This window comes from Gemella sp. 27098_8_92 (assembly GCF_041433685.1).
Taxonomy (GTDB): Bacteria; Bacillota; Bacilli; order Staphylococcales; family Gemellaceae; genus Gemella.
The window spans coordinates 242,691-263,527 of the sequence record NZ_JAPWBZ010000001.1; the positions used below are offsets into that span (position 1 = coordinate 242,691).

Consider the following 20,837-nt stretch of genomic DNA (forward strand, 5'->3'; position numbering starts at 1 on the left):
GTCAATTACTGATAACAGTCTTTAATTTTTTATTAGTATATATTTTCTTAACTATTTAAAAAAATACAGTATAATTACTATCAAATCTATAGTATTACATATAAAAAAGTTCAAGAATATAACATTTTATATCCTTGAACTTTATAATATTTTATTTATTTATTAAATTATATAATGTTTTAACATGTATACCTGTTGCACCCTTTGGTAAATACCCTTCTGGCTTAGAAAGATAAGCAGTACCTGCTACGTCTAAGTGAATCCATGGTGTATTATTAGCTACAAAATTTTCTATAAATAAACCGGCAGTAATTGTTCCACCTAAACGGCCACCCGTGTTTTTCACATCTGCAACTGACGAATTATTTAACTTTCTAAAACTATCATCAACCGGCATTTGCCATATTCTTTCCCCAGCAATTTTTGATGCTCTAAATAATTCGTTAAAAAAGTTTTGATTATTAGTTACTGCGCCTGTATAAAATTCTCCAAGTGCTACTAAGCATGCTCCTGTTAGAGTAGCTAAATCTATTACTTTGCTTACTTTTAATTTTTCTGTAGCAAAGTAAACTGAATCAGCTAATGTAATACGCCCCTCAGCATCTGTATTCATTACCTCAACAGTTTTTCCTGACAAGGTCGAAATAATATCACCTGGTTTGTATGAATTTCCTGAAATCATATTTTCACATGCACCAACAATTCCAATAACATTTGTTTCTAGTTTTCTTGTTGCAATTAGTTTCATGGTTCCTAATACAGTTCCAGCTCCACCCATATCACAGTGCATAATATCCATACTATTAGCTGTTTGTTTTATTGAATAACCACCAGTATCATATGTTACACCTTTTCCTATTAGGCCAATAACTTCATCACTTGTTTTATCATTTATATACTTCATAACAATAAAACGAGGTTTTCTTGTTGATGCTCGGCCTACTGCCAAAAGACCTTTTAGTCCCAATTCTTCACATTGTTTTTCATCATAAATTTCTACTTCTACACCTAGTTTGGTTAATTCATTTTTAGCTATATTTGCTAAACTTTCTGGGTACAAATATTCTGCCCTTTCATTCACTAAATCCCTTGCAAAGAAGATACCATTAATAACATCTTGTGCCTCTTTTACACATGATTCCAATAGTGATGAGTCTTCTTCAGTTATTAAATTAATAGTTATCTCTGGATAATCTTTTCTGTCACTTTTATATTTATCAAATTTGTATGTAGAATGCAAGAATCCCTCTACCATCGCTTTTACTAGAGAACTGGTTTCAATATTGTCTAGTTTTGGAAGTTGTAACAATACTTCTTGTTCCTTGAATTTTATTAATTCTTTTCCTAATGAGAAAAATACTTTTCTTATATTATCTTCTAATAAATCTTCTTTTTTCCCAAAACCTACTAAAATTTCTTTTTCGTCATTAAATGGTAAATTGCAATAAATTTCGTTTAATTTTCCACCAAATAATTTTTTATCTTTTACATAAGCTAACAATTCATTATTGTACTTTATATTTTCAAAAATTACAGTTACTTTAGTCCCATTAAATTTATTAAAATTAAATTTCATCATTTTTACCTCATGTGCTAGATTATAATATTTTATTTGATACTCTCTAGAATTTCTTTTGCCGTTTCCTTGGCTTCTAAAATTGTATTCTCAAGATTAATTGCCTTTTTAGATTTTCCTATTATGTATAAATTAGGATACTCTTCAGCCAAATAATTCGATAACATATTAATTTTTTCATTATATTTTTCACAACCAATTCTATAATTATCTTCCACTTTACTTACATAACATCGCTCGGGTTTTCCTACATAGCCATGCACTCTACGAATTTCCTCTTCAACAATATTTTGTATCTCTTTATCTGTTTTTTTCAAAAGTTTTTTTACTACTTCTTGACGATTTATATAAGCTCTAACTATCTGAATGCCGCTCATTTTCACATCAATCCACTTATTACTTATATATTCCAATTTAGTTAAATACTCGCTCTCATCTTTTGGAAAAATAATTTCACCTATTTCCCTATTTATATGCAATTCATCTCGTCGATAAACGAAAGTTAAAACAATATTCGATACATAAGTCATATCTTCAAAAAAATCTTTTATTGTTTCATCTTTAGAAAACCAAGGCAGAAAATTTTTTTGATTTAATGTTAATATCAAATAATCGTATTGATAAATACTTCCATTAGAATATACTAAATACTTTTCACCTTTTTTCTCTATCTTCTCTACATTTCTGTTAAATTCTAGAAATACTTTTCCCGAAAAGTTAGATTCTAATGTTTCTATGAAAGATTTTAAAGTAAACTTTAATCTATACTCTCTACCTACAGTTATATTATCAATAACTTTCCTATTATACATATCTTCTAAGATTTTATTAATATCCTCTTTTTGAATAGTAAGAAATGATAATTCTGGCATTAGGCTAACCATGTTCTGTTTAGAGACATCACTACCATAATGACTTGTTAGTAATGGCTCTATTAGTTTTACATAGATATTTTCATTTATATTAGCTTTAAAAAATTCTTCTACTGTCAGCTTTTCTACATTCTCATCTTCTAATGTATTATACATATTATATAAAATAGATAGCTTCTCTTTAAATACAAATATATCAGATAATAACATCTCCTTTTTATCAAGTGGATATCCATATAACATCTTGTCCGGCAAATATTTTATCCCTTCTTTTGTGTAAAATACTTTCTTAGTTACTCCACTTTGTATTAAGTACCTATGCAATCCAAGCTCAATCATTAAGTAAAATAACACACCTTGTTCATTTATAGAATTATGCCAACCATTATCATATATTTCCTGCCCATATTGAAATTTCCCAAATTTATCATTTGCAAATTCCAAATCTTTTTCAATTAAATCTATATTAAACTTTTTAGAGTTAGCTCCTGAAAACTTATCAAGAAAATATGCACAACTCACCCCTGATAAGTCTCCTCCAATTATTGCGATACTTTTCATATTATCACCTCTTCTATCTAACTTTAACTATAAATACCCTCACCAATAGGTTCGCCAATATAAACGATAATATATTCATACCTATTGTTAAATAATTAAACTTACCAACTACTATACTTAACAACATTAGTATAAATGTCGTTATTAGAATAACTGCCGTTAATAAATTCTTAAAACTTTTAGTTTTTATATCCTCACTAACTGGCAATATACTATGCCAAATATTATTACTTATTTGTTTATATAATGGAATAAGCTGAATAATAGTTAGGTAACTATATGATGTAATTACAACTAAATTCACATATATATTGTTAAAGCTATATATAATAATTCCTGCTATCAACATCAATCTCAATGCCAGAAATACTGTATTTTCTTGGCGTAAAAATACACGATAGTAATAATATTTAAAACTATTTTCCATTGTGAAGTTTTGTTCGGTTAGTTTTGGTAGCAATATATCAAAATATTTTCTGCGAGCAACTTTTATACCGCTTAATGGAACATCAACAAACATACTAACAAACTTAAGATAATTTTCTTCTCTATGTTTATCATATTCTGCTGCTTCATTCCATTTTAATGCATAACCCATGCTATTATTTAACAGTAAAGCCTTTTTCGCATTACTATGATTTTTTACAATAATTATTGATATAATTATTAAAATAACAAAAGTAGCATATTCTAAATAGTTATATTTACCAAACACTACTAATATTGAAACAAATATATTCATGAATAATAAAATTTTCATGAAAAACTTCTTCTCAAAATAAATAGCTTCAGCTAATCTATAGAACACATTCATCATTACTCCTACAATAAGCATTAAGAATTGAACTCCTACGATTCCAGTAAACTCTGTCACTTCACTAAATCCACCTATATGAGCTAATAACGGCTTAATTATAAAATAAAATATAATTACGAAAAATAAGTGAATAGTCGTTAATATTATTCCTGTTTTTAACGCTACTTTACCATAATATTTTTCTAATGGAAGTAAAAATACCCCATCAGCTTCTTTTATAAAAGTTTTCACCTTCAACGATACTAAAAAATAACTGAATATTGCTGATGTTGCAATAAAAACGGTCTTCATCTCTAGCTTACTAGCATTTTCTAGCCATCTTGAATAATTAATTAATCCCGCTCCTAAAACTATAATAAGAAACATAACTAAATGCGAATTAAAAATATATTTACTATATGTTACTCTTGTTTCACGTTCTCTTCTTCTTCTATCATCAAAAATATTTTTTATATTACTCATCTTGACCTCTCGTAGTCAGCGCTAGATAAATTTCATCTAAAGATGCCTCTGGCATATTAAACTCTTTTCTCAAATCTGATAATTTACCACTAGCCAATATTTTACCTTCATGAATTATAATAAAATTATCACAATACTTTTCAGCTGTAGCTAGAATATGAGTAGACATTAATATACTTGCTCCACTATCTCGTTTCTCGCACATTAAATTAATTAAATCATTAATTGCTATTGGATCTAATCCCAAAAATGGCTCATCTATTATGTATAAGTTAGGTTCTACAAGGAAGGAACAGATTATCATAACTTTCTGTTTCATCCCTTTTGAAAAATGAACAGGAAAAAATTTCTTTTTATCACTTAATTTAAATAGTTTCAATAAAACATCAGCTTTTTCCCATGCTTCTTTCATATTTAAACCATATGCCATAGCTGTTAAATTTATGTGTTCTTCCAAAGTTAATTCATCATATAAAACTGGTGATTCTGGAATATAACTAATACTTTTTCTATATTTTTCATTATCTTCTGTAATTGTAATCCCATTGACTTTTATCATACCATCCATAGGGTGTAATAAACCTAAAATATGTTTAATTGTTGTGCTCTTCCCTGCTCCATTTAAACCTATTAAAGCAGTGATACTTCCTTTAGGAATCTCTATATTAATATTTTCTATAATCTTTTTACGGTTGTACCCACCACTAAGATTTTCTATTTTCAACACTTGTGTCATTTTACTATTCTCCTAGTTTTAATTTTTCTAAAATTCTATCTACTTGGTTATAAGTATTTTCTTGAGTGAAACTATTATCTACAACATAATCTCCCAGTTTTTCTTTTTCTCGGACTGGTATTTGACTTTTTATTCTTTGTAATGCCTCTTCTTTTGATAAAGAATTTCTGTTCATAAGTCTTTCTAGTTGAATTTTCTCATCTAAAGATACAACAATAATTTTTTCTACTAAATCATCAAATTTTGCTTCAAACAATAAAGGAACATCTACAAAGACTAATTTCTCATTTTTATGCACTTGTATTTGTTCTGAAATATTTTTTCTAATTTGAGGATGAATTATATTGTTTAACTCTTTTAAATTTTCATTATTTTCGAATACTAATTTTCCTAAAGTTACTCTATTTACTTCATTATCTTTTAGTATTGACTTTCCAAATTTATTGACAAGTTGTTTTTTTACTTCATCATTCTCTAGTGCCATATGCCCTATTTTATCTGCATCTATAATTGTATAACCCTTTTCTTGCAAATAGTTAGATACTAGACTTTTTCCACATGCTATACTTCCAGTAATTCCTATAATCAAAATCATCATCTCCATAAAATCACTTAAATATAATTTTATCACAAAGTTTTCTTATTTTCTATATATTTAGAAGTGTATAAACTAATTATTTCTTTTAAAAAAAGATAACAAGAAATTTTATTCTTGTTATCTCTTCTAATTATTTCTCACTGTATGGGTCAATATCCATTTCTTCTAATTTAACAAACTTTCTTTTAGTAACCAATTTAAACGATATGTATAAAATTAAACATATTACTGGGCAAACTAAATTATATGACATTTGAACAATACCACCTGTCAAATAATCAGATACTAACTGTAAAATTGTAATTATACCAAAAGAAATTAAAGCTATATACGAACCAACTACCCCTGTTTTTGCTGTATAAGGCAGCACATCTTCTGCTTTTTTCCCTTGTCTAATTATTGCTTTTCTCAAGCGAATTTGTGAAATTAACGATACCATCCAAATAATCATTACAACAATTCCTACCATAGAAAGAAGCATATAATAACCTTTAGGATTGAATTTTTCAAAAATAAAGCATAATATCATAAATACTACTGAAAATGATAAGGCTATTGTTGGAATCGAATTTGAATTTAATTTTTTAAACGACTTTGGTCCATAATTACTCAAACTCAATGAAAATAACTGTCTACTAGAAACATACAACCCTGAATTCGCAGCTGATAGTACTGAAGTTAGTATTACTATATTCATAATAACCGCTGCTATCCCTAATCCAATATTTTGAAAAACAATAGTAAATGGAGATGCTGTAACATTATTAGTATCTAATAACCTAGAATCATCTGCAGAAACTATAGATGAAATGATAAACATAGTAGCAATATAAAAAATTAAAATCCTCCAAAATACTTGCTTTACCGCTTTAGGCATAGTTTCTTTAGGGTTAGGTGATTCTCCTGCCGTTACTGCAACTATCTCTGTTCCACCAAAAGAAAATGCTGCTGTTGAAAAAATTCCAAACAATCCTAAAAGACCTGCTGTAGAGGTTTTTTCTCCATTTTTTATAAAAGTTGTTATCCCCGCATCAGTATTGTTAGTTATTCCGAAAATAATTGCCGCTCCAACTATAAGAAAGACAATCACTGTTAACACTTTTATTATAGTTATCCAATATTCTATCTCACCAAAAACTTTTACACTTACTACATTTAAGATATATAATAATACTAAGAAAAACATACAGATATAAAATGTAGAAAATTGTCTAAAAAATTCCCAGTAGTGCAAAATTTTTGATAACGTAATTATATCTACGCTTGATACTAAAATCCATAAGATCCAATACAACCATCCTATTCCAAAACCTAACCCTGGATCAATAAATCTTGTTGCATAAGATCCAAATGAACCAGAGACAGGATAAAATGTTGCAAGTTCTCCTATCGATGCCATTAAAAAGTAAATAATTACACCAATTAATCCATAGGTAAATACAGCTCCATAAGATCCCGCTTTACTAACTACAGCTCCACTAGCCATAAATAAACCAGTTCCTATACAACCACCAATGGCTATCATAGTTATGTGTCGAGCTTGTAGTTTCCTTTCCATTTTTTTATTTGTCATTCTGTCCATCCTTTCTATAAAATATTTTACAATCGATTATACTAAGATTTTCTATTTTTGTAAATTGTTTCTAGAAAACCTAAGTTCATTTTTATTATAATACTATAAATAAAAAAAGACGATTCCCTTATTAGAAATCGCCCTTAGTATTTATTATATTTCTCTTCTAGTTCTTCTTCTTGGACGAGGATACATTTCTTGTTCTACTTCATTTTTACCGTATCCACTTGTAAATGAACTAGCTTCTGGTTGTGTTGGACGTTGTGCTAAAATATCTCGTTCTACACTAACACCGTCCTCTTCAAAACCAGTAGCAATTACTGTTACAATAATTTCATCTGTTTTTTCTAAATCTTCATTAAATACTGTACCAAAAATCATATTTACTTCGTCATCGCTAGCTTCTTGGACAATACTTGCTGCTGCTTGTGCTTCAAATAAACTTAATGACGGTCCACCAGTAATGTTTAATAATACGCCTTTTGCACCTACGATAGAAGTTTCTAATAATGGTGATGAAATTGCTTTTTTAGCAGCTTCAATCGCTCTATTTTCACCAGTCGCTACACCAATTCCCATTAATGCAGAACCTTGGTCTGCCATAATAGCTTTTACATCTGCAAAGTCAAGATTTACTGTTCCTGATACATTAATTAAATCAGATATACCTTGAACACCTTGACGTAATACATTATCCGCTTCAACAAATGCTTGCATCATTGGAGTAGATTTATCTACGATGTCTAATAATCTATCATTAGGGATTACAATAAGAGTATCTACTGCACCTTTAAGTGAATTAATTCCTGCTGTAGATTGAACTTGGCGTTTTTTACCTTCAAAATTAAACGGACGAGTTACAACACCTACTGTTAATGCTCCTAACTCTTTTGCAATACTTGCTACGATTGGAGCAGCTCCAGTACCTGTTCCTCCTCCCATACCAGAAGTTACAAAGACCATATCTGCTCCTTCTAAAGCAGCTTCAATTTTGTCTTTTGTTTCTTCTGCAGCTTTGCGTCCTACTTCAGGATTGGCACCTGCACCCAATCCTTTTGTTAGCTTCTCTCCAATTTGAATTCTTACATCTGCTTTAGAACGTTTTAAAGCTTGAGCATCTGTATTAATTGCGATAAACTCTACATTTTTTATTCCACTTTCTTTCATTCGGTCAACGGCATTTCCTCCACCGCCACCTACACCGACTACTTTAATTACTGCTGATTGATCAAATTCTTCAAACATTATTTAATTCCTCCTATTATTATTCAAAAAATGAATTATACATCTTACTAAGTTTAGAAAAGAAATTTTGTCCTTTTTCATTCTCTTCTTTTATGTCTTCTTCGTAAAAATTATTCTCATCATCATGTTCAATATTTTTATCATCTGTACTTGAACTTTCTGTTGGTTGATTTGTTACAGAGATTTCTTCTACAGTTGAAATATTTTCAAAAGTTGAATTTGTATTTTTTATTATAGGAATATCTTCTGTTACTTGATAACCAAGTAACGATTCCATTTTATAGCTGCTTGTTAGTGTTCCAACTACCACTGATAACTCCGGAGAGTTGGCCCCAATTATTTTAGGAGAACCAATTCTTACATTCATTTTTCTTAACATATCTTTTGCTAACTCTAAAACGCCTGGCATTTGGGTAGTTCCGCCTGTTAAAACTACGTTTCCTTTTACCCTATTAATTCCTGACTTTCTTAATACATCAAACGAACGTAAGATTATTTCTTCAACTATTTCTTCAATATAATCTGCTAATTCTTTTTGTGTATATGGTTCTTCATTTGGCTCTAAATTATCTAATTCAATAATTACCTGAGAAGATGCCATATCATAAAAGGCATGTCCTTGAGTCAATTTTATTTCTTCTGCACGTTTCATAGGAACATTCAAAACATCTGAAATTGTTCTTGTTATATCTTCACCAGCAAGCTCTATTGATTGCGATAACTGTAAAATCCCATCTTCGAAATAACTCACTGTTGTAAGTCCTGCTCCTATATCAATTATAACAGAACCATAATCTTTTTCTTCATCATTCAAAAGAAGTTCCCCTAATGCATGAGACGTACAAAATGTTTCATTACAATCCAGTCTTAAGTTCTCTATACTCTTATATATTGTATGTAAATGAGTTTTAGAAGTAAGAACTCTATTCCCAGTTATCTCAAAAGTATTATGTACAGTCATTCCTTTTGGTTTTCTAATATTTTCAATATCATCTAACCTATAGTAATCTGGAATTACCTGAACTACTTCTCTTTCCCTTGGTAATGGTAAAATTTTAGCTTCTTCTATTACTTCCTCTATATCTCTACCATCAATATCATGTTTTGTATCGAACTTAATTTCTGCTACACTTTTCTTAATATGAGTGTGTATACTTGGAACTGCTACATATACTGATCTTATATCTTTATTAGCTTCACTTTTGGCAATATCAATCGCTTTTTGAATATCCCTAGATGCTGATTCCACATCAATTATATTTCCTCGTTTTATCGATGTAGTTTTTACAATTCCTACACCTAGTATATTCAATTTTTCATATACTACATCTGCTATAATCACTTTTATACTCGATGATCCTAAGTCTATTGAAGTATATAATTGTGAACTCAAGTCAAACACTCCTTCCTTATAATATCTTAAATCTTTAATAGTTAAATTGTAAATACACAAAAAATTCTATTTACACATACTAAATTATATCATAAAATTAAAAAAAAAAATATGAAAAAAGCTAAAAAAATTAAAATTTTATTAAAATATTTTTAAATTGTAACATAAATTTACTATATCATCTCATTACTTGCTAATTACTGGAAAAATCTATTCAAGATTAAAAATTTTGAATAGATTTAAATTTATTATTTTTACTAAGTATTTCTTCTTTTATTTGTTTGATTGGTTAATCCATTATTGTTTTGTGGACTAATTGAACGATTTTGCGTTACATTTTTATCATTAGAAGAATTACCTTCTTTATTTTGTGATTTTTCTTTATCACCATTATTAATGTCTGATCCATTTCTAGCTAATATATTTTTTATATTTTGCGATCGTTGTTTTTCACTTTTTGCCGTTTCTAAATATGCTCCATTGATTAGGTTTAATGTCGTGTTTTTCTTATCCTCAATATATTTTGATATTTCGTCATAATAATTAAGCTTGTTTGAGAAATTTGCTCTTAAAACCTTTATTTTTTGACCATCATTCATATAAATTGTAAGATTACCATCATCTTCATTAATAATTTCTGATATCTGAATTAATATTTCCTGTTTTAATTCCAATAGATTCTTGTAAACTTCTTTTAATTTATTTTCATCTTCTTTGAAATTTTCTAATATAGGCAGATTATAATTATTTCTAACATCACCATTGTATATTTTCCCATTTTCCATAATTATGTCTAACTGACCATCTGCTTTCTTATTTTTAGCAATAAGTCTGTACTCTTCTACTTTTATTTCAATTTTAGAAGGAAATGTACTTTTTACACTAACATCTTTAAAAATATTATACTTATTTTTAATATTATTTTTTACTTCATCATCCTTGATAGTCCAAGTTTTTAAATTTGAATTTATATTACCTGCTGCTAAAATTTCTTCTTTAGTTATTTGGTTTGCTCCAGAAACATTAATTGTTTTAAGTTTCACATACCTACTAAACATAAACCCAATACTTGAAAGTACAAGAAAAAATAAAAATAATATTAAAAATAGTTCTCTTCTTTTTTTCTTTTTTATTTTCTCCAATGAACTTTTTCGCTTATCATTATTAATTTTCGAAAGCAGTTTTTTGTTCTTTTCATTCATACGCGATTAAACCCCACTGCTAATTTTCTCAAACATAGTAATAAATTCGTCACCGCGATCTTCAAAACACTTATATTGATCCCATGATGCACAGGCTGGTGATAGTAACACTGTATCTCCGTTTTCTGCTAAACTGCTAGCTAACTTAGTAGCATCTGCAACTTTTATGGCTTTAAAACATTTTACATTATGCTGAATTGCTAAACTATATAATAATTCTTTACTTTCTCCTACTACAACCATAACTTTTATTTTACTTAGATATGGGATTAACTCTTTAAAATCTATTCCTCTATCTTTTCCACCGCAAATCAAGATAATATTTTTATCAAATCCTGATAACGCGGTTGTTGTTGCTACTGGATTAGTTGCTTTAGAGTCATTGTAATATTTTACACCTTTGTATTCTCCTACATATTGCAATCTATGCTTAACTCCACTAAAATTATACAGTACTTGTTGAATAGCATCTGTACTTACACCTTTTAAATAAGAAATAATAGCTGCATTTATTGCATTTTCAACATTATGAATACCTGGTAGTTTAAGTTTTGTACTATCAAATAACTCCGTTTCTCTAAACATTACTATATTTTCTTTAATATATACATCTGCGCTTATATTTTCTTTTGTATCATAGAAAATTATAGTAGCCTTAATTTTATCTAAATTATACTTTTCTTTTTCTTTTATATTTATAATTAAGAAATCATCTTTGGTTTGATTTACATATATTTTTTTCTTAGCATTTTGATAGTTTACTAAACTTCCATGATAATCTAAATGGCCTATTCCTAGGTTAGTTATCGCCGCTATACTTGGTTTAAAATATTTAGTACCCTCTAATTGAAATGATGACACTTCTGTAACAATTAGTGCTTTAGGATGATTATATGCCACTTCTATACTTGGATAACCAATATTCCCAGCTAGATATACGTCTTTATTAGTTTTTTTCAATATATCATAAGTCATTTGTGTTGTGGTTGTTTTACCATTAGTTCCGGTTATAGCAATCATATCAATAGAAAATAACGTATTGGCTAATTCTATTTCTGTTATAATATCAATTCCTTTTTCTAATGCTTTTTGTAGAAATTCTATTTGATATTTTATTCCTGGATTTTTTACTATTAAGTCCACTTCCTCCAATAATTCAAGGGGATGCCCGCCGTCAATTATTTCTATTCCTAAATCTCTTAATTCTTGTGCTTTCTTATCCTCACTTAAATCATCATAAGCATTTAACTTAACATTATAACCCTGTTTTTTTAAAATTTTTGCAGTTGAATATCCACTTCTTGCAAAACCTAATACTAATATTCTTTTATTTTCTAAATCAATCATTTTATATTACCCCTATAAAATACCCTATGGCTGATGATATTAATGCAATAGCCACAAATATATATACTGTTTTCACTTCACCATATCCTGTCAATTCAAAATGATGATGTAATGGTGACATCTTAAAGATTCGCTTACCTGTCTTTTTAAAATAAGCTACTTGAATAATTACTGATAATGTTTCTAAAATATACACTAGTCCAATAAATAAAAATACTATTTCTTTGTGTAATATTATTGATATAGCTGCTAAAATTCCACCTAATGCAAGAGAACCTGTATCTCCCATAAAAATTTTTGCAGGCTTTTTGTTAAATAATAAAAATCCTAATAGCGCACCAACAATAGCCAAACAGAATACTAACACTGGAAAATTATTTTCTTTATACGCCAATAGTGCAAATGTACTGGTTGTTATTATCGTTACACTTGTAGCTAGACCATCTAGCCCATCTGTTAAATTAACTGCATTCGAAAATCCTGTCTGCCAAAATATAACAAATAACAAATATAAATAAGAAATATTTAACTGATAATTAATTATTGGTATTTCTATAAAGTTGACATTATCATATACTAATGATACTAAAATATAAAATATTAATGAAAATACTATTTGCAATAATAATTTTTTTCTTGGTGATAAACCATCATTTTTCTTTTTTACAACTATTAACATATCATCTATATAACCAATTATTGCAAATGACACTGTCGTATAAATGAATAATAAATAATATTTTATATTTTCGCTATTTAAAAACATAGCTATTATAAGAGCCACAACAATTGCCAGGATAAATGAAATTCCTCCCATTGTCGGAGTACCCTTTTTATGAATATGACTCTGTGGACCTTCTTGTCTTATTTCTTGACCAAATTTAAGATAATGTAAATATTTTATTAATTTCGGTAGCATCACTACAGTTAGCAAAAATGCCACTAGCAATAACGATATAGCAATTATTATACTTGAATTACCCATTTCGTTCTCCTAACTAAATTTTATTTTTATATTATCCCCTTTTTTCACTATTCTTCTAGCTGGTACTGATTGTTGTTTTACATAACCATTTCCTTCGGTTTCTATATTTAAACCAGCTAACTCAGCATAATTTAAAACATCAGCTTTAGACCATCCTAAAAAATTAGGCAATATCATATTTTCATTTGAACTCAATAAAAATACTTTATCATCTTTCTTCAATATATTACCTTGAGAAGGAAATTGTCCCAATACTTCATCTCCCGAGCCTATAACTACTATATTTTTTGTTTGTGTAGATAATTTTGAAATAACTTCATTAATATTTTTCCCTTGGAAATTATCCATCATATAATTTTGAAGATTTTCATCACTACTTGTTTTTTTAACATTCAAGTAATTTAATATATTTTGCATTATAGGTTTAAATATCTCTGATGCCCCATTAGCAGAACTTTCAGCAAGTTTTTTATTTGGAAGTTTCATTCCTACATATAAAATCACTTCAGGATTTTCACTTGGAGCATACCCTATAAATGAATGTAACACTTTATATGGGCTCTTGTAGTATGTTCCTGTTTTCGGATCAACGACTTGGGCTGTCCCTGTTTTTCCAGAAACACTATAATTTTCTATAGAGTAACGTTTACCACCTGTGGCCCATTCCCCATTTACAACACCATAAAGTTCTTCTTTCATTTTTTCTACTGTTGTTTTTGAAATTGGTGTTCCAACAACAGTTTTTTTACCTATATTAACATCTTTATCTAATGTTTTATCATGCACTCTTTGTAAAAAATACGGTAATAGCATTTGGCCTTCATTCAAAATAGCCGTTTCTGCCTGAACCATTTGCATAGCAGTAACCGTACTACCTTGACCGAACACCGTAGTTGAGGCTGATACTTTATTATTAAATACTAAGTCACCCGTAGCCTCATTACCATATAAAGAATTTGTACTTTTTCCAAATCCAAAACTCTCTAATCCTGTTTTTAATTTTTCTCTACCTAACCTTTCCAATAAAGTAAGCATAAGTGTATTAGATGATTGTTGGAAACCGTGTCGTTGTGTAATAGTTCCCCATCCCGTTTTATTCCAGTCATAAATAGTAGCGTCTTCTACTCTATATGAACCAGATTTGTAATATGCATTGGGATTATAAATATTATTTTCTACCATTAATGACATTGAGAACGTCTTTAGAGTAGATCCAGGCTCATACGCTGAATTATAGAATATATTCGCCCATGCTTTCTCCAAGTTTTCTTGAGTATTCGGATTAAAAGCTGGAGTTTGTCCTAACCCTAAAATTTCTCCAGTTTTAGCACTTACAGCTATTGCAAATGCACTTTCCGGCTCATATTTATCATGGATATCTTTTAAAGTATTATCTATAAATCCTTGAATATTTTTATCTATAGTTAAGTAAATATCTGCACCATCAACTGGGTTAATTTCAACTTTTGGAATATTAGAAACTATTTTCCCCCATGCATCTTTTGCATATGTTATATGACCTTCTTTTCCTCTTAAATAGTAATCAAATGTTTTTTCTATTCCTAAACGACCTGTTATTAAATCACTATCTGGAGAATTTTGAGCAAAGCCTAAAAAGTTCCCTAACATACTACCATTTGGATAATACCTCTTCGTTGTTGCTATAAACTGTATTCCTGGTAAATTTAGTGCTTCTATTTTTTTCTTATTCTCTATACTTATATCTTTTCCAGCTGTACCAAACTCTACCTGGTAAACACCCTGTTTTAATAATATCTCTTTTATCTTACTTTTATCTAATTTAATAAAATTAGATAGCTCGTCAGCAGTCTTGTCTACATCCACTACATGACGAGGATTTTTTTCATCTTCTGTAGCCTTATCAGATACAACAGCAACAAGCTTATATGATTCTATATTGTCTGCCAATATATTACCATTTCTATCAAATATTTTTCCTCTTTTAGGTTGTAAACTAGTATCTATTTTATATTTCTTATCCGCAAGTTCAGACAGATTTTGACCTCTAACAGTGCCAATAAGCATCATTTGGCCTATATTAATGGTAACTACCCATACAAAGAAAAAAACAAAAATTAGAAGAAATACTATTTTTGTTCTTTCCCTTGAAATATAATCTTTTTTTTCTAAACTTTTTCTGTCTTCCAGAAACTTCAAAGTAAATAGTTTCCTAAAAAGTTTTTTCAATTATCTCACTACCTTTATATTGTCTTTTTGAGTTTTCATACCCATAGTCTCAGCTATTTTTTTAACTCTTTCATACGAAGACAAATCATTTATAATAACCTTTTGCTCATTATTATCTTTTTGTTTTTCCGAAATTATTACATCATTTTTTTGCTGAGCGCTTCTTAATGAATAAAGTTCTCCTTTATAGTTTAACATAACTACGTTAGCAAGTAAAATAACTCCTACAAAAACACCATATCCTGCTTTTTCTAAAAAATTAAATTTTACCTTTTCCTGAACTTTTCTTACTCCATATTCATTGCTATATACTTTTAATGTTGCCATTAGCCTTTTCCTACTCTTTCATTTGTACTTCTGCTATACGTAATTTTGCACTACGTGATCTATTATTTTCTTCTAACTCTTTATCCGTTGGATAAATTGGTTTTCTTGTTATAATTTTTAATTTAGCCAAACTTTCTTCTGGTAATATTGGAAGATTTTTAGGAATATCTTTTCTTTTTGCATATGAATTAAATATTTGTTTGCATATTCTATCTTCTAGTGAATGAAAAGTAATAACCGATATTCTTCCATCTTTTTTTACAATGTCTATTGCTTGCTCTAATGAATCTTCAAAAACTGATAGTTCATTATTTACAGCTATTCTTATCGCTTGAAAAACTCTTTTCGCAGGATGCCCACCTGTTCTTCTTTTAGCTGCTGGTATAGATTCTTTTATTATATCCACTAATTCAAAAGTTGTTTCTATTGGTTTTTCTAAACGTTTCTTTTCTACATTTCTTGCTATTTGCTTAGAAAATTTTTCTTCACCATAACGATAAAATATTTTAACCAATTCGTTATAATCATATTCATTTACAATTTCGTATGCACTTATTTTTGCATCCATGTCCATACGCATATCTAGTCTTGTATCATAATTATAACTAAAACCTCTTTCTGGTGTGTCTAATTGTGGAGAAGATACTCCCAAGTCATAAAGCACTCCATCTACTTCTGTAACACCGTGCTCTAGTAACTTTTCTCTCAAGTTTTTAAAATTAGATTTTATAAAGACAACCTTATCTGCATAATCTTTTAATTTATCTTTTGCATTTTCTAACGCAACGCTGTCTTGATCAAAAGCATATAGCTTTCCATCAGTTAATTGTTTTAAAATTTCTAAACTATGCCCTGCTCCACCTAAAGTGCAATCTACGTATACACCATTTTCTTTTATATTTAATCCAGCAACAGCTTCGTTTAATAATACACTGTAATGTTTAAACATTTCTCATCCATCCTAAAAGTCAAAATCTTCTAATTCTTCTGCTATTTCCTCAACACTAGCCTCACTCTCAAGAAGAAGATCTTCCCAGTGAGCTTTATCCCAAATTTCTATTCTATTAGATAAACCATTTACTACACACTCTTTATTTAAAAATGCATGTTCTATTAAAGCATTAGGAATATTTATTCTTCCTTGTTTATCTATCTCTACTTCCGTAGCCCCTGAAAAGAAAAAACGTTGGAAAGTACGTGCATTTTTCTTAGTAATAGGTAGTGATTTTATTTTACTTTCCACTTTTTGCCACTCTTGTAGTGAATAGCCAAATAAACAAGAGTCCAGACCTCTTGTTATAATAAATTTTTCACCTAATTCATCTCTGAATTTTATTGGAATACTAAGTCTTCCTTTAGCATCCATTTTATTATTGTATTGACCAATAAACACTACCTTCACCACCTTACTTCTATAATTTACCACATTTCCCCACTTTTTTCCACTATTTTGAGAAAAATAATTGTTTTTTTTTATTATTTTTTTAAAAATATATTTTTATGATTATAAAACCTTATCAAATAAGGCTTTATAATCATATTCTAAATTTAATAGTTTTCTCTCTTAAAAATAAAAAATGTCGAATAACTACATGTTATTCGACATTTTTTACCTATATTTAATTATTATATTCACGCTCATTATCACCATTCAAAAAGTGTACAGTGCTTAAAGATTTTATACGTTGTATAATTCGTAAAGATTTCGTCTGATCAACTGAATTTCTTGAGTTAGCTAACAATTCAGCTAAGTCATCTAGACTTAAGTTTGATGAGAAAAATGTTGGTAAATTTTCTGCCTCTCTATAGTTTATAATCGGGCCTAAAACTTCATCACGAATAAATTCAGTAATATTTTCAGCTCCTATATCATCTATGATTAAAATTTCATCCGCTCTAACTAAATCTATATATTGATCATAATTATTAGAACTTATTTTACTTTTTATCTTTCTTATAAATTCCGGATAATATAAGATAGTGGGCTCTTTCCCTTGTTCTTTTAGGTAATTATAAATACAGCCCATTAAATAAGTTTTCCCCATCCCTGTTGGGCCATATATATATACTCCTTTTTTAGCTTGACCATCTAAAATATTTTTACATGTCTTTATTATTTCAGTTGCAAGATACCCTTTTTCCTTACTTTTTGATAAGTTTTGAAATGTATATGTAAGTACTTTTTTAGGTATAAATTCTGTTTTGATTCTATTATTAAGTTGCTGACTTAGCTTTTTATTTTTATATTCATATGTTTCCGAATATACTATATTAACTCTTTTTCCATCAATTATCAGTTTAGGTTTATGTTCGATATTTAAGTCGGAATCTTTTGAAATATAATATTGATAAAATTTTTCCAAATTCTCTTCTATATGTTTACGCGTGAAATTATTTTCTTGAATAAACTTTATAATTTCTGGATCTTTTAATACTTTTTCAGATATAAATTTTTCATAAGTATTCTCTGTATTCATAGACATAACACTAGATAACTTTTTCATTATGTGTCCTTCTTCCTTGTAAGTTCTTTCATCATCTCATTATACGCATCTTCGTCTTCTTGAGTAACAACACGATTCTGTGATGATTTTATTGTAGAAATATTCTCCATCTGTTGTTTTAAATATTCTGGGAAAGGCGCCTTATAAACTTTCCTATTAGTATTTGAGTTCCATACTGATGCTGTTTTATCAACATTTTTTCTAACAGTCCTCATATTACGTGATTTTCTAACAAATTCGATAGCATCTTTTGCTCCTAATAATCGTTGACTTTGCCAACTACTAGCAATTTTATCTATATAATTTTTGTGTGGTAATCCTGAACTATTACTAGTATTTATAGAATACTCTAACAAAATATTTAAAACACCTGTTGGGAAGTTATATTTTTCCTGAATCTCAGTAATATTTCTTGCATCAACATTAGATAAAACTAAGCCTTTTTGCTTATTTAAATAGGTTATATAATCTATATTGTCTACTTCTCGTATAAATTTATCTTCTTCTGTAAGTTGTTCTTTCTCTTCTTCTACTAATTTTTTATTTAACATCTTATCCAAAGTTGGAACTTCTTGTTTTCTAACATTTACATAAAGCTGAGTTAAATAATTTTTTAACTTCTCTACATTTAGTGTACTCTCCCCAGCATTTACATCAGCAACTTTTTCTATTGCTTTTGCCATATCTGAAGGTGTTACTTTATATAAATGCGCTAATCCTAAAATATTATTTTTAATATTACTCTTCTCAATTACTTCTGATAAATAACTATTAGCTAAATAATAATTTAGCTTTGAAAAATCAAAGAAATATTCATCAAAATTCGGGCCAGAAGCTAAGTCTGTTTTGGTAAAACCAGATTCATAGCTATCTAAATTCTCCAAGTTATAAATATCTGAAAATTTAACGGTTAATTCTTCAAAATTGTTAAAACTAACCTTATCAAAAGAATAATAAGTTTTTATTTCATTATATTCACTATTTCCTATAGTATTTTCTAATAATTGACACAAAATAGGTGTGTTAAAAAATTCAAAGAAGCTTAGTGCTTCTTTTATTTTATAAACGTACTGTTTCCCTGATGAATTATTTATATAAAATGATTGTAATAAACCAATAGCTTCTAATTTTTTACGAGCGATTATAAATTTATTAACATCTAATGCTAAATTATCAAAAATATCATAATGTAAATAATTCTTTGATAAATTTGTATCTCCAATCATTTTGCTTCCCAAAAATTGGTATAACTTGACTGCATCAGAGCCTACTAAAGGTAAGTATAGTAAGTTTAATTCAGTTGTTCTTAGGGAAACATTATAATCATTATATACGCAGTAAAAATCTTTTTGAAATACTTTATCTTTCATTATTTTCATCCATTACTTCTATAATAATTTGAGTATATTCTAAGGCAAAGATAAATTCAGGATTATAATCATATTTTATTTTATCATCATTTCTCAGTGGTGCAAAAAATGATTTTACTAATATTGGATAAATATTATCTAACAACAACTTAGCATTGTCATTCTCATATAATGTTCTTAAGAAATTAAATACTTTATATACACTACTCAAAAATTCTTCTTTAGATGGTGTTGTTACATTAGTATAACTATCTATTTTAGTAGAAAAACTTAAAATATTTTTCTTATCTTTTTTAGCCACAAATGTTCTAAGGTCATCAATTAACTCATACATATAGTTGAAGAATGATTCAAAGTTCTCTAAATACTCATTATTAATTATTTTTGACTCATTCTTTAATAATAGTTTATTTATATTATAGTCTGTAACGAATAAATAAATTTTATACAAATCAGCAAACTCTATATCATTTAATTCACAATAATCTTTTATTATAGAGTTTAGACTCTTACCTTCTTTATAAATATTATATAATGTATTTAACCAGATAAATTCTTCCAATTTCTTATCATTAATTAGTGTAATCAAGTAATTGTTAAATCTATATTCTTCTTCATCTTCAAATAGAATAGCAGTTCTTCCTTCTATTCTTAATAAAATATCATTGAATTCTTCTTCAACATCTTTATCATAATTTTCGTCATCAAAAGATCCTTTTAATTCTGCTTTTATTCTCGCAAATTCCTCGCGACTATTATCTAAATTCTCTAATCTTTCTTTGAAAACCTCATTAAAAGATGGATTTTGTGAATGATAATACATTTCTATTGCCTTATTAAATTCTAATACTTTTGCTAAAATTTTAATATATGCAACCTTAATATTTTTATCATTAGAAACGTAGTTAATTTTTCTTAATGCATTTAATATATCTTTCTTATTTTCACCAGTTAAAACTAGCGTTTTTTCATCTTCCAAATAAAACATTCCCAACCCTCCTAAAGTATATTATTATAATACTCCATTTCTTCAATAAAATCAAAATAAAAGTAAGTTACTT

The 20,837-nt window shown here is 28.2% G+C and carries 18 protein-coding genes; all 18 read right to left on the bottom strand.

Going from position 1 to position 20,837, the window contains the following annotated elements; all coding sequences use genetic code 11:
- Positions 1-151: 151 nt before the first annotated feature.
- Positions 152-1,579 carry a leucyl aminopeptidase gene (locus tag O3802_RS01260; RefSeq protein WP_371457947.1) on the bottom strand — a complete coding sequence of 476 codons (1,428 nt, stop codon included), beginning with the start codon at positions 1,577-1,579 and terminating at the stop codon, positions 152-154.
- 29 nt (positions 1,580-1,608) lie between these two features.
- Positions 1,609-3,009 (bottom strand): protoporphyrinogen/coproporphyrinogen oxidase, encoded by a 1,401-nt coding sequence (locus tag O3802_RS01265; RefSeq protein WP_371457948.1) that lies wholly within the window; start codon positions 3,007-3,009, stop codon positions 1,609-1,611.
- A gap of 13 nt (positions 3,010-3,022) precedes the next feature.
- Positions 3,023-4,288 carry an ABC transporter permease gene (locus O3802_RS01270; RefSeq protein ID WP_371457949.1) on the bottom strand — a complete coding sequence of 422 codons (1,266 nt, stop codon included), beginning with the start codon at positions 4,286-4,288 and terminating at the stop codon, positions 3,023-3,025.
- Positions 4,281-5,024 carry an ABC transporter ATP-binding protein gene (locus O3802_RS01275; RefSeq protein WP_371457950.1) on the bottom strand — a complete coding sequence of 248 codons (744 nt, stop codon included), beginning with the start codon at positions 5,022-5,024 and terminating at the stop codon, positions 4,281-4,283. The genes O3802_RS01270 and O3802_RS01275 overlap by 8 nt, the downstream gene beginning before the upstream one ends.
- Before the next feature lie 4 nt (positions 5,025-5,028).
- Positions 5,029-5,655, bottom strand: coding sequence for a dephospho-CoA kinase (coaE, locus tag O3802_RS01280; protein ID WP_371457951.1), 627 nt, complete (start codon positions 5,653-5,655; stop codon positions 5,029-5,031).
- 97 nt (positions 5,656-5,752) lie between these two features.
- Positions 5,753-7,195, bottom strand: coding sequence for an amino acid permease (locus tag O3802_RS01285; protein WP_371457952.1), 1,443 nt, complete (start codon positions 7,193-7,195; stop codon positions 5,753-5,755).
- Positions 7,196-7,348: 153 nt separating this feature from the next.
- On the bottom strand, positions 7,349-8,440 hold the full coding sequence (gene ftsZ / locus O3802_RS01290; RefSeq protein WP_371457953.1) for a cell division protein FtsZ: 1,092 nt from the start codon (positions 8,438-8,440) through the stop codon (positions 7,349-7,351).
- 19 nt (positions 8,441-8,459) lie between these two features.
- The gene (ftsA, locus tag O3802_RS01295; RefSeq protein ID WP_371457954.1) at positions 8,460-9,842 is read right to left on the bottom strand and encodes a cell division protein FtsA; all 1,383 of its coding nucleotides are present in this window, start codon (positions 9,840-9,842) and stop codon (positions 8,460-8,462) included.
- 248 nt (positions 9,843-10,090) lie between these two features.
- Positions 10,091-10,876, bottom strand: a complete 786-nt coding sequence (locus O3802_RS01300) for a cell division protein FtsQ/DivIB (RefSeq protein ID WP_371457955.1) — start codon at positions 10,874-10,876, stop codon at positions 10,091-10,093.
- Positions 10,877-11,041: 165 nt separating this feature from the next.
- Positions 11,042-12,382 (bottom strand): UDP-N-acetylmuramoyl-L-alanine--D-glutamate ligase, encoded by a 1,341-nt coding sequence (murD, locus tag O3802_RS01305; RefSeq protein WP_371457956.1) that lies wholly within the window; start codon positions 12,380-12,382, stop codon positions 11,042-11,044.
- Position 12,383: 1 nt separating this feature from the next.
- A complete protein-coding gene (mraY, locus tag O3802_RS01310; protein ID WP_371457957.1) occupies positions 12,384-13,367 on the bottom strand; it encodes a phospho-N-acetylmuramoyl-pentapeptide-transferase in 984 nt (327 codons plus the stop codon).
- Between the two features lie 9 nt (positions 13,368-13,376).
- Entirely contained in the window at positions 13,377-15,545 is a 2,169-nt protein-coding gene (locus O3802_RS01315) for a penicillin-binding transpeptidase domain-containing protein (RefSeq protein WP_371457958.1), read from the bottom strand.
- 30 nt (positions 15,546-15,575) lie between these two features.
- On the bottom strand, positions 15,576-15,902 hold the full coding sequence (locus O3802_RS01320) for a hypothetical protein (RefSeq protein WP_004631594.1): 327 nt from the start codon (positions 15,900-15,902) through the stop codon (positions 15,576-15,578).
- Between the two features lie 10 nt (positions 15,903-15,912).
- A complete protein-coding gene (gene rsmH / locus O3802_RS01325) occupies positions 15,913-16,851 on the bottom strand; it encodes a 16S rRNA (cytosine(1402)-N(4))-methyltransferase RsmH (protein WP_371457959.1) in 939 nt (312 codons plus the stop codon).
- Between the two features lie 12 nt (positions 16,852-16,863).
- On the bottom strand, positions 16,864-17,295 hold the full coding sequence (gene mraZ / locus O3802_RS01330; RefSeq protein ID WP_004631592.1) for a division/cell wall cluster transcriptional repressor MraZ: 432 nt from the start codon (positions 17,293-17,295) through the stop codon (positions 16,864-16,866).
- A 226-nt stretch (positions 17,296-17,521) separates the two neighbouring features.
- Positions 17,522-18,406 carry a primosomal protein DnaI gene (dnaI, locus tag O3802_RS01335; RefSeq protein ID WP_276767763.1) on the bottom strand — a complete coding sequence of 295 codons (885 nt, stop codon included), beginning with the start codon at positions 18,404-18,406 and terminating at the stop codon, positions 17,522-17,524.
- Positions 18,406-19,776 (bottom strand): DnaD domain protein, encoded by a 1,371-nt coding sequence (locus O3802_RS01340; protein WP_276767762.1) that lies wholly within the window; start codon positions 19,774-19,776, stop codon positions 18,406-18,408. Before O3802_RS01340 ends, dnaI begins: the two co-directional genes overlap by 1 nt.
- Positions 19,766-20,764 carry a hypothetical protein gene (locus tag O3802_RS01345; RefSeq protein ID WP_371457960.1) on the bottom strand — a complete coding sequence of 333 codons (999 nt, stop codon included), beginning with the start codon at positions 20,762-20,764 and terminating at the stop codon, positions 19,766-19,768. The genes O3802_RS01340 and O3802_RS01345 overlap by 11 nt, the downstream gene beginning before the upstream one ends.
- Between the last annotated feature and the right edge of the window lie 73 nt (positions 20,765-20,837).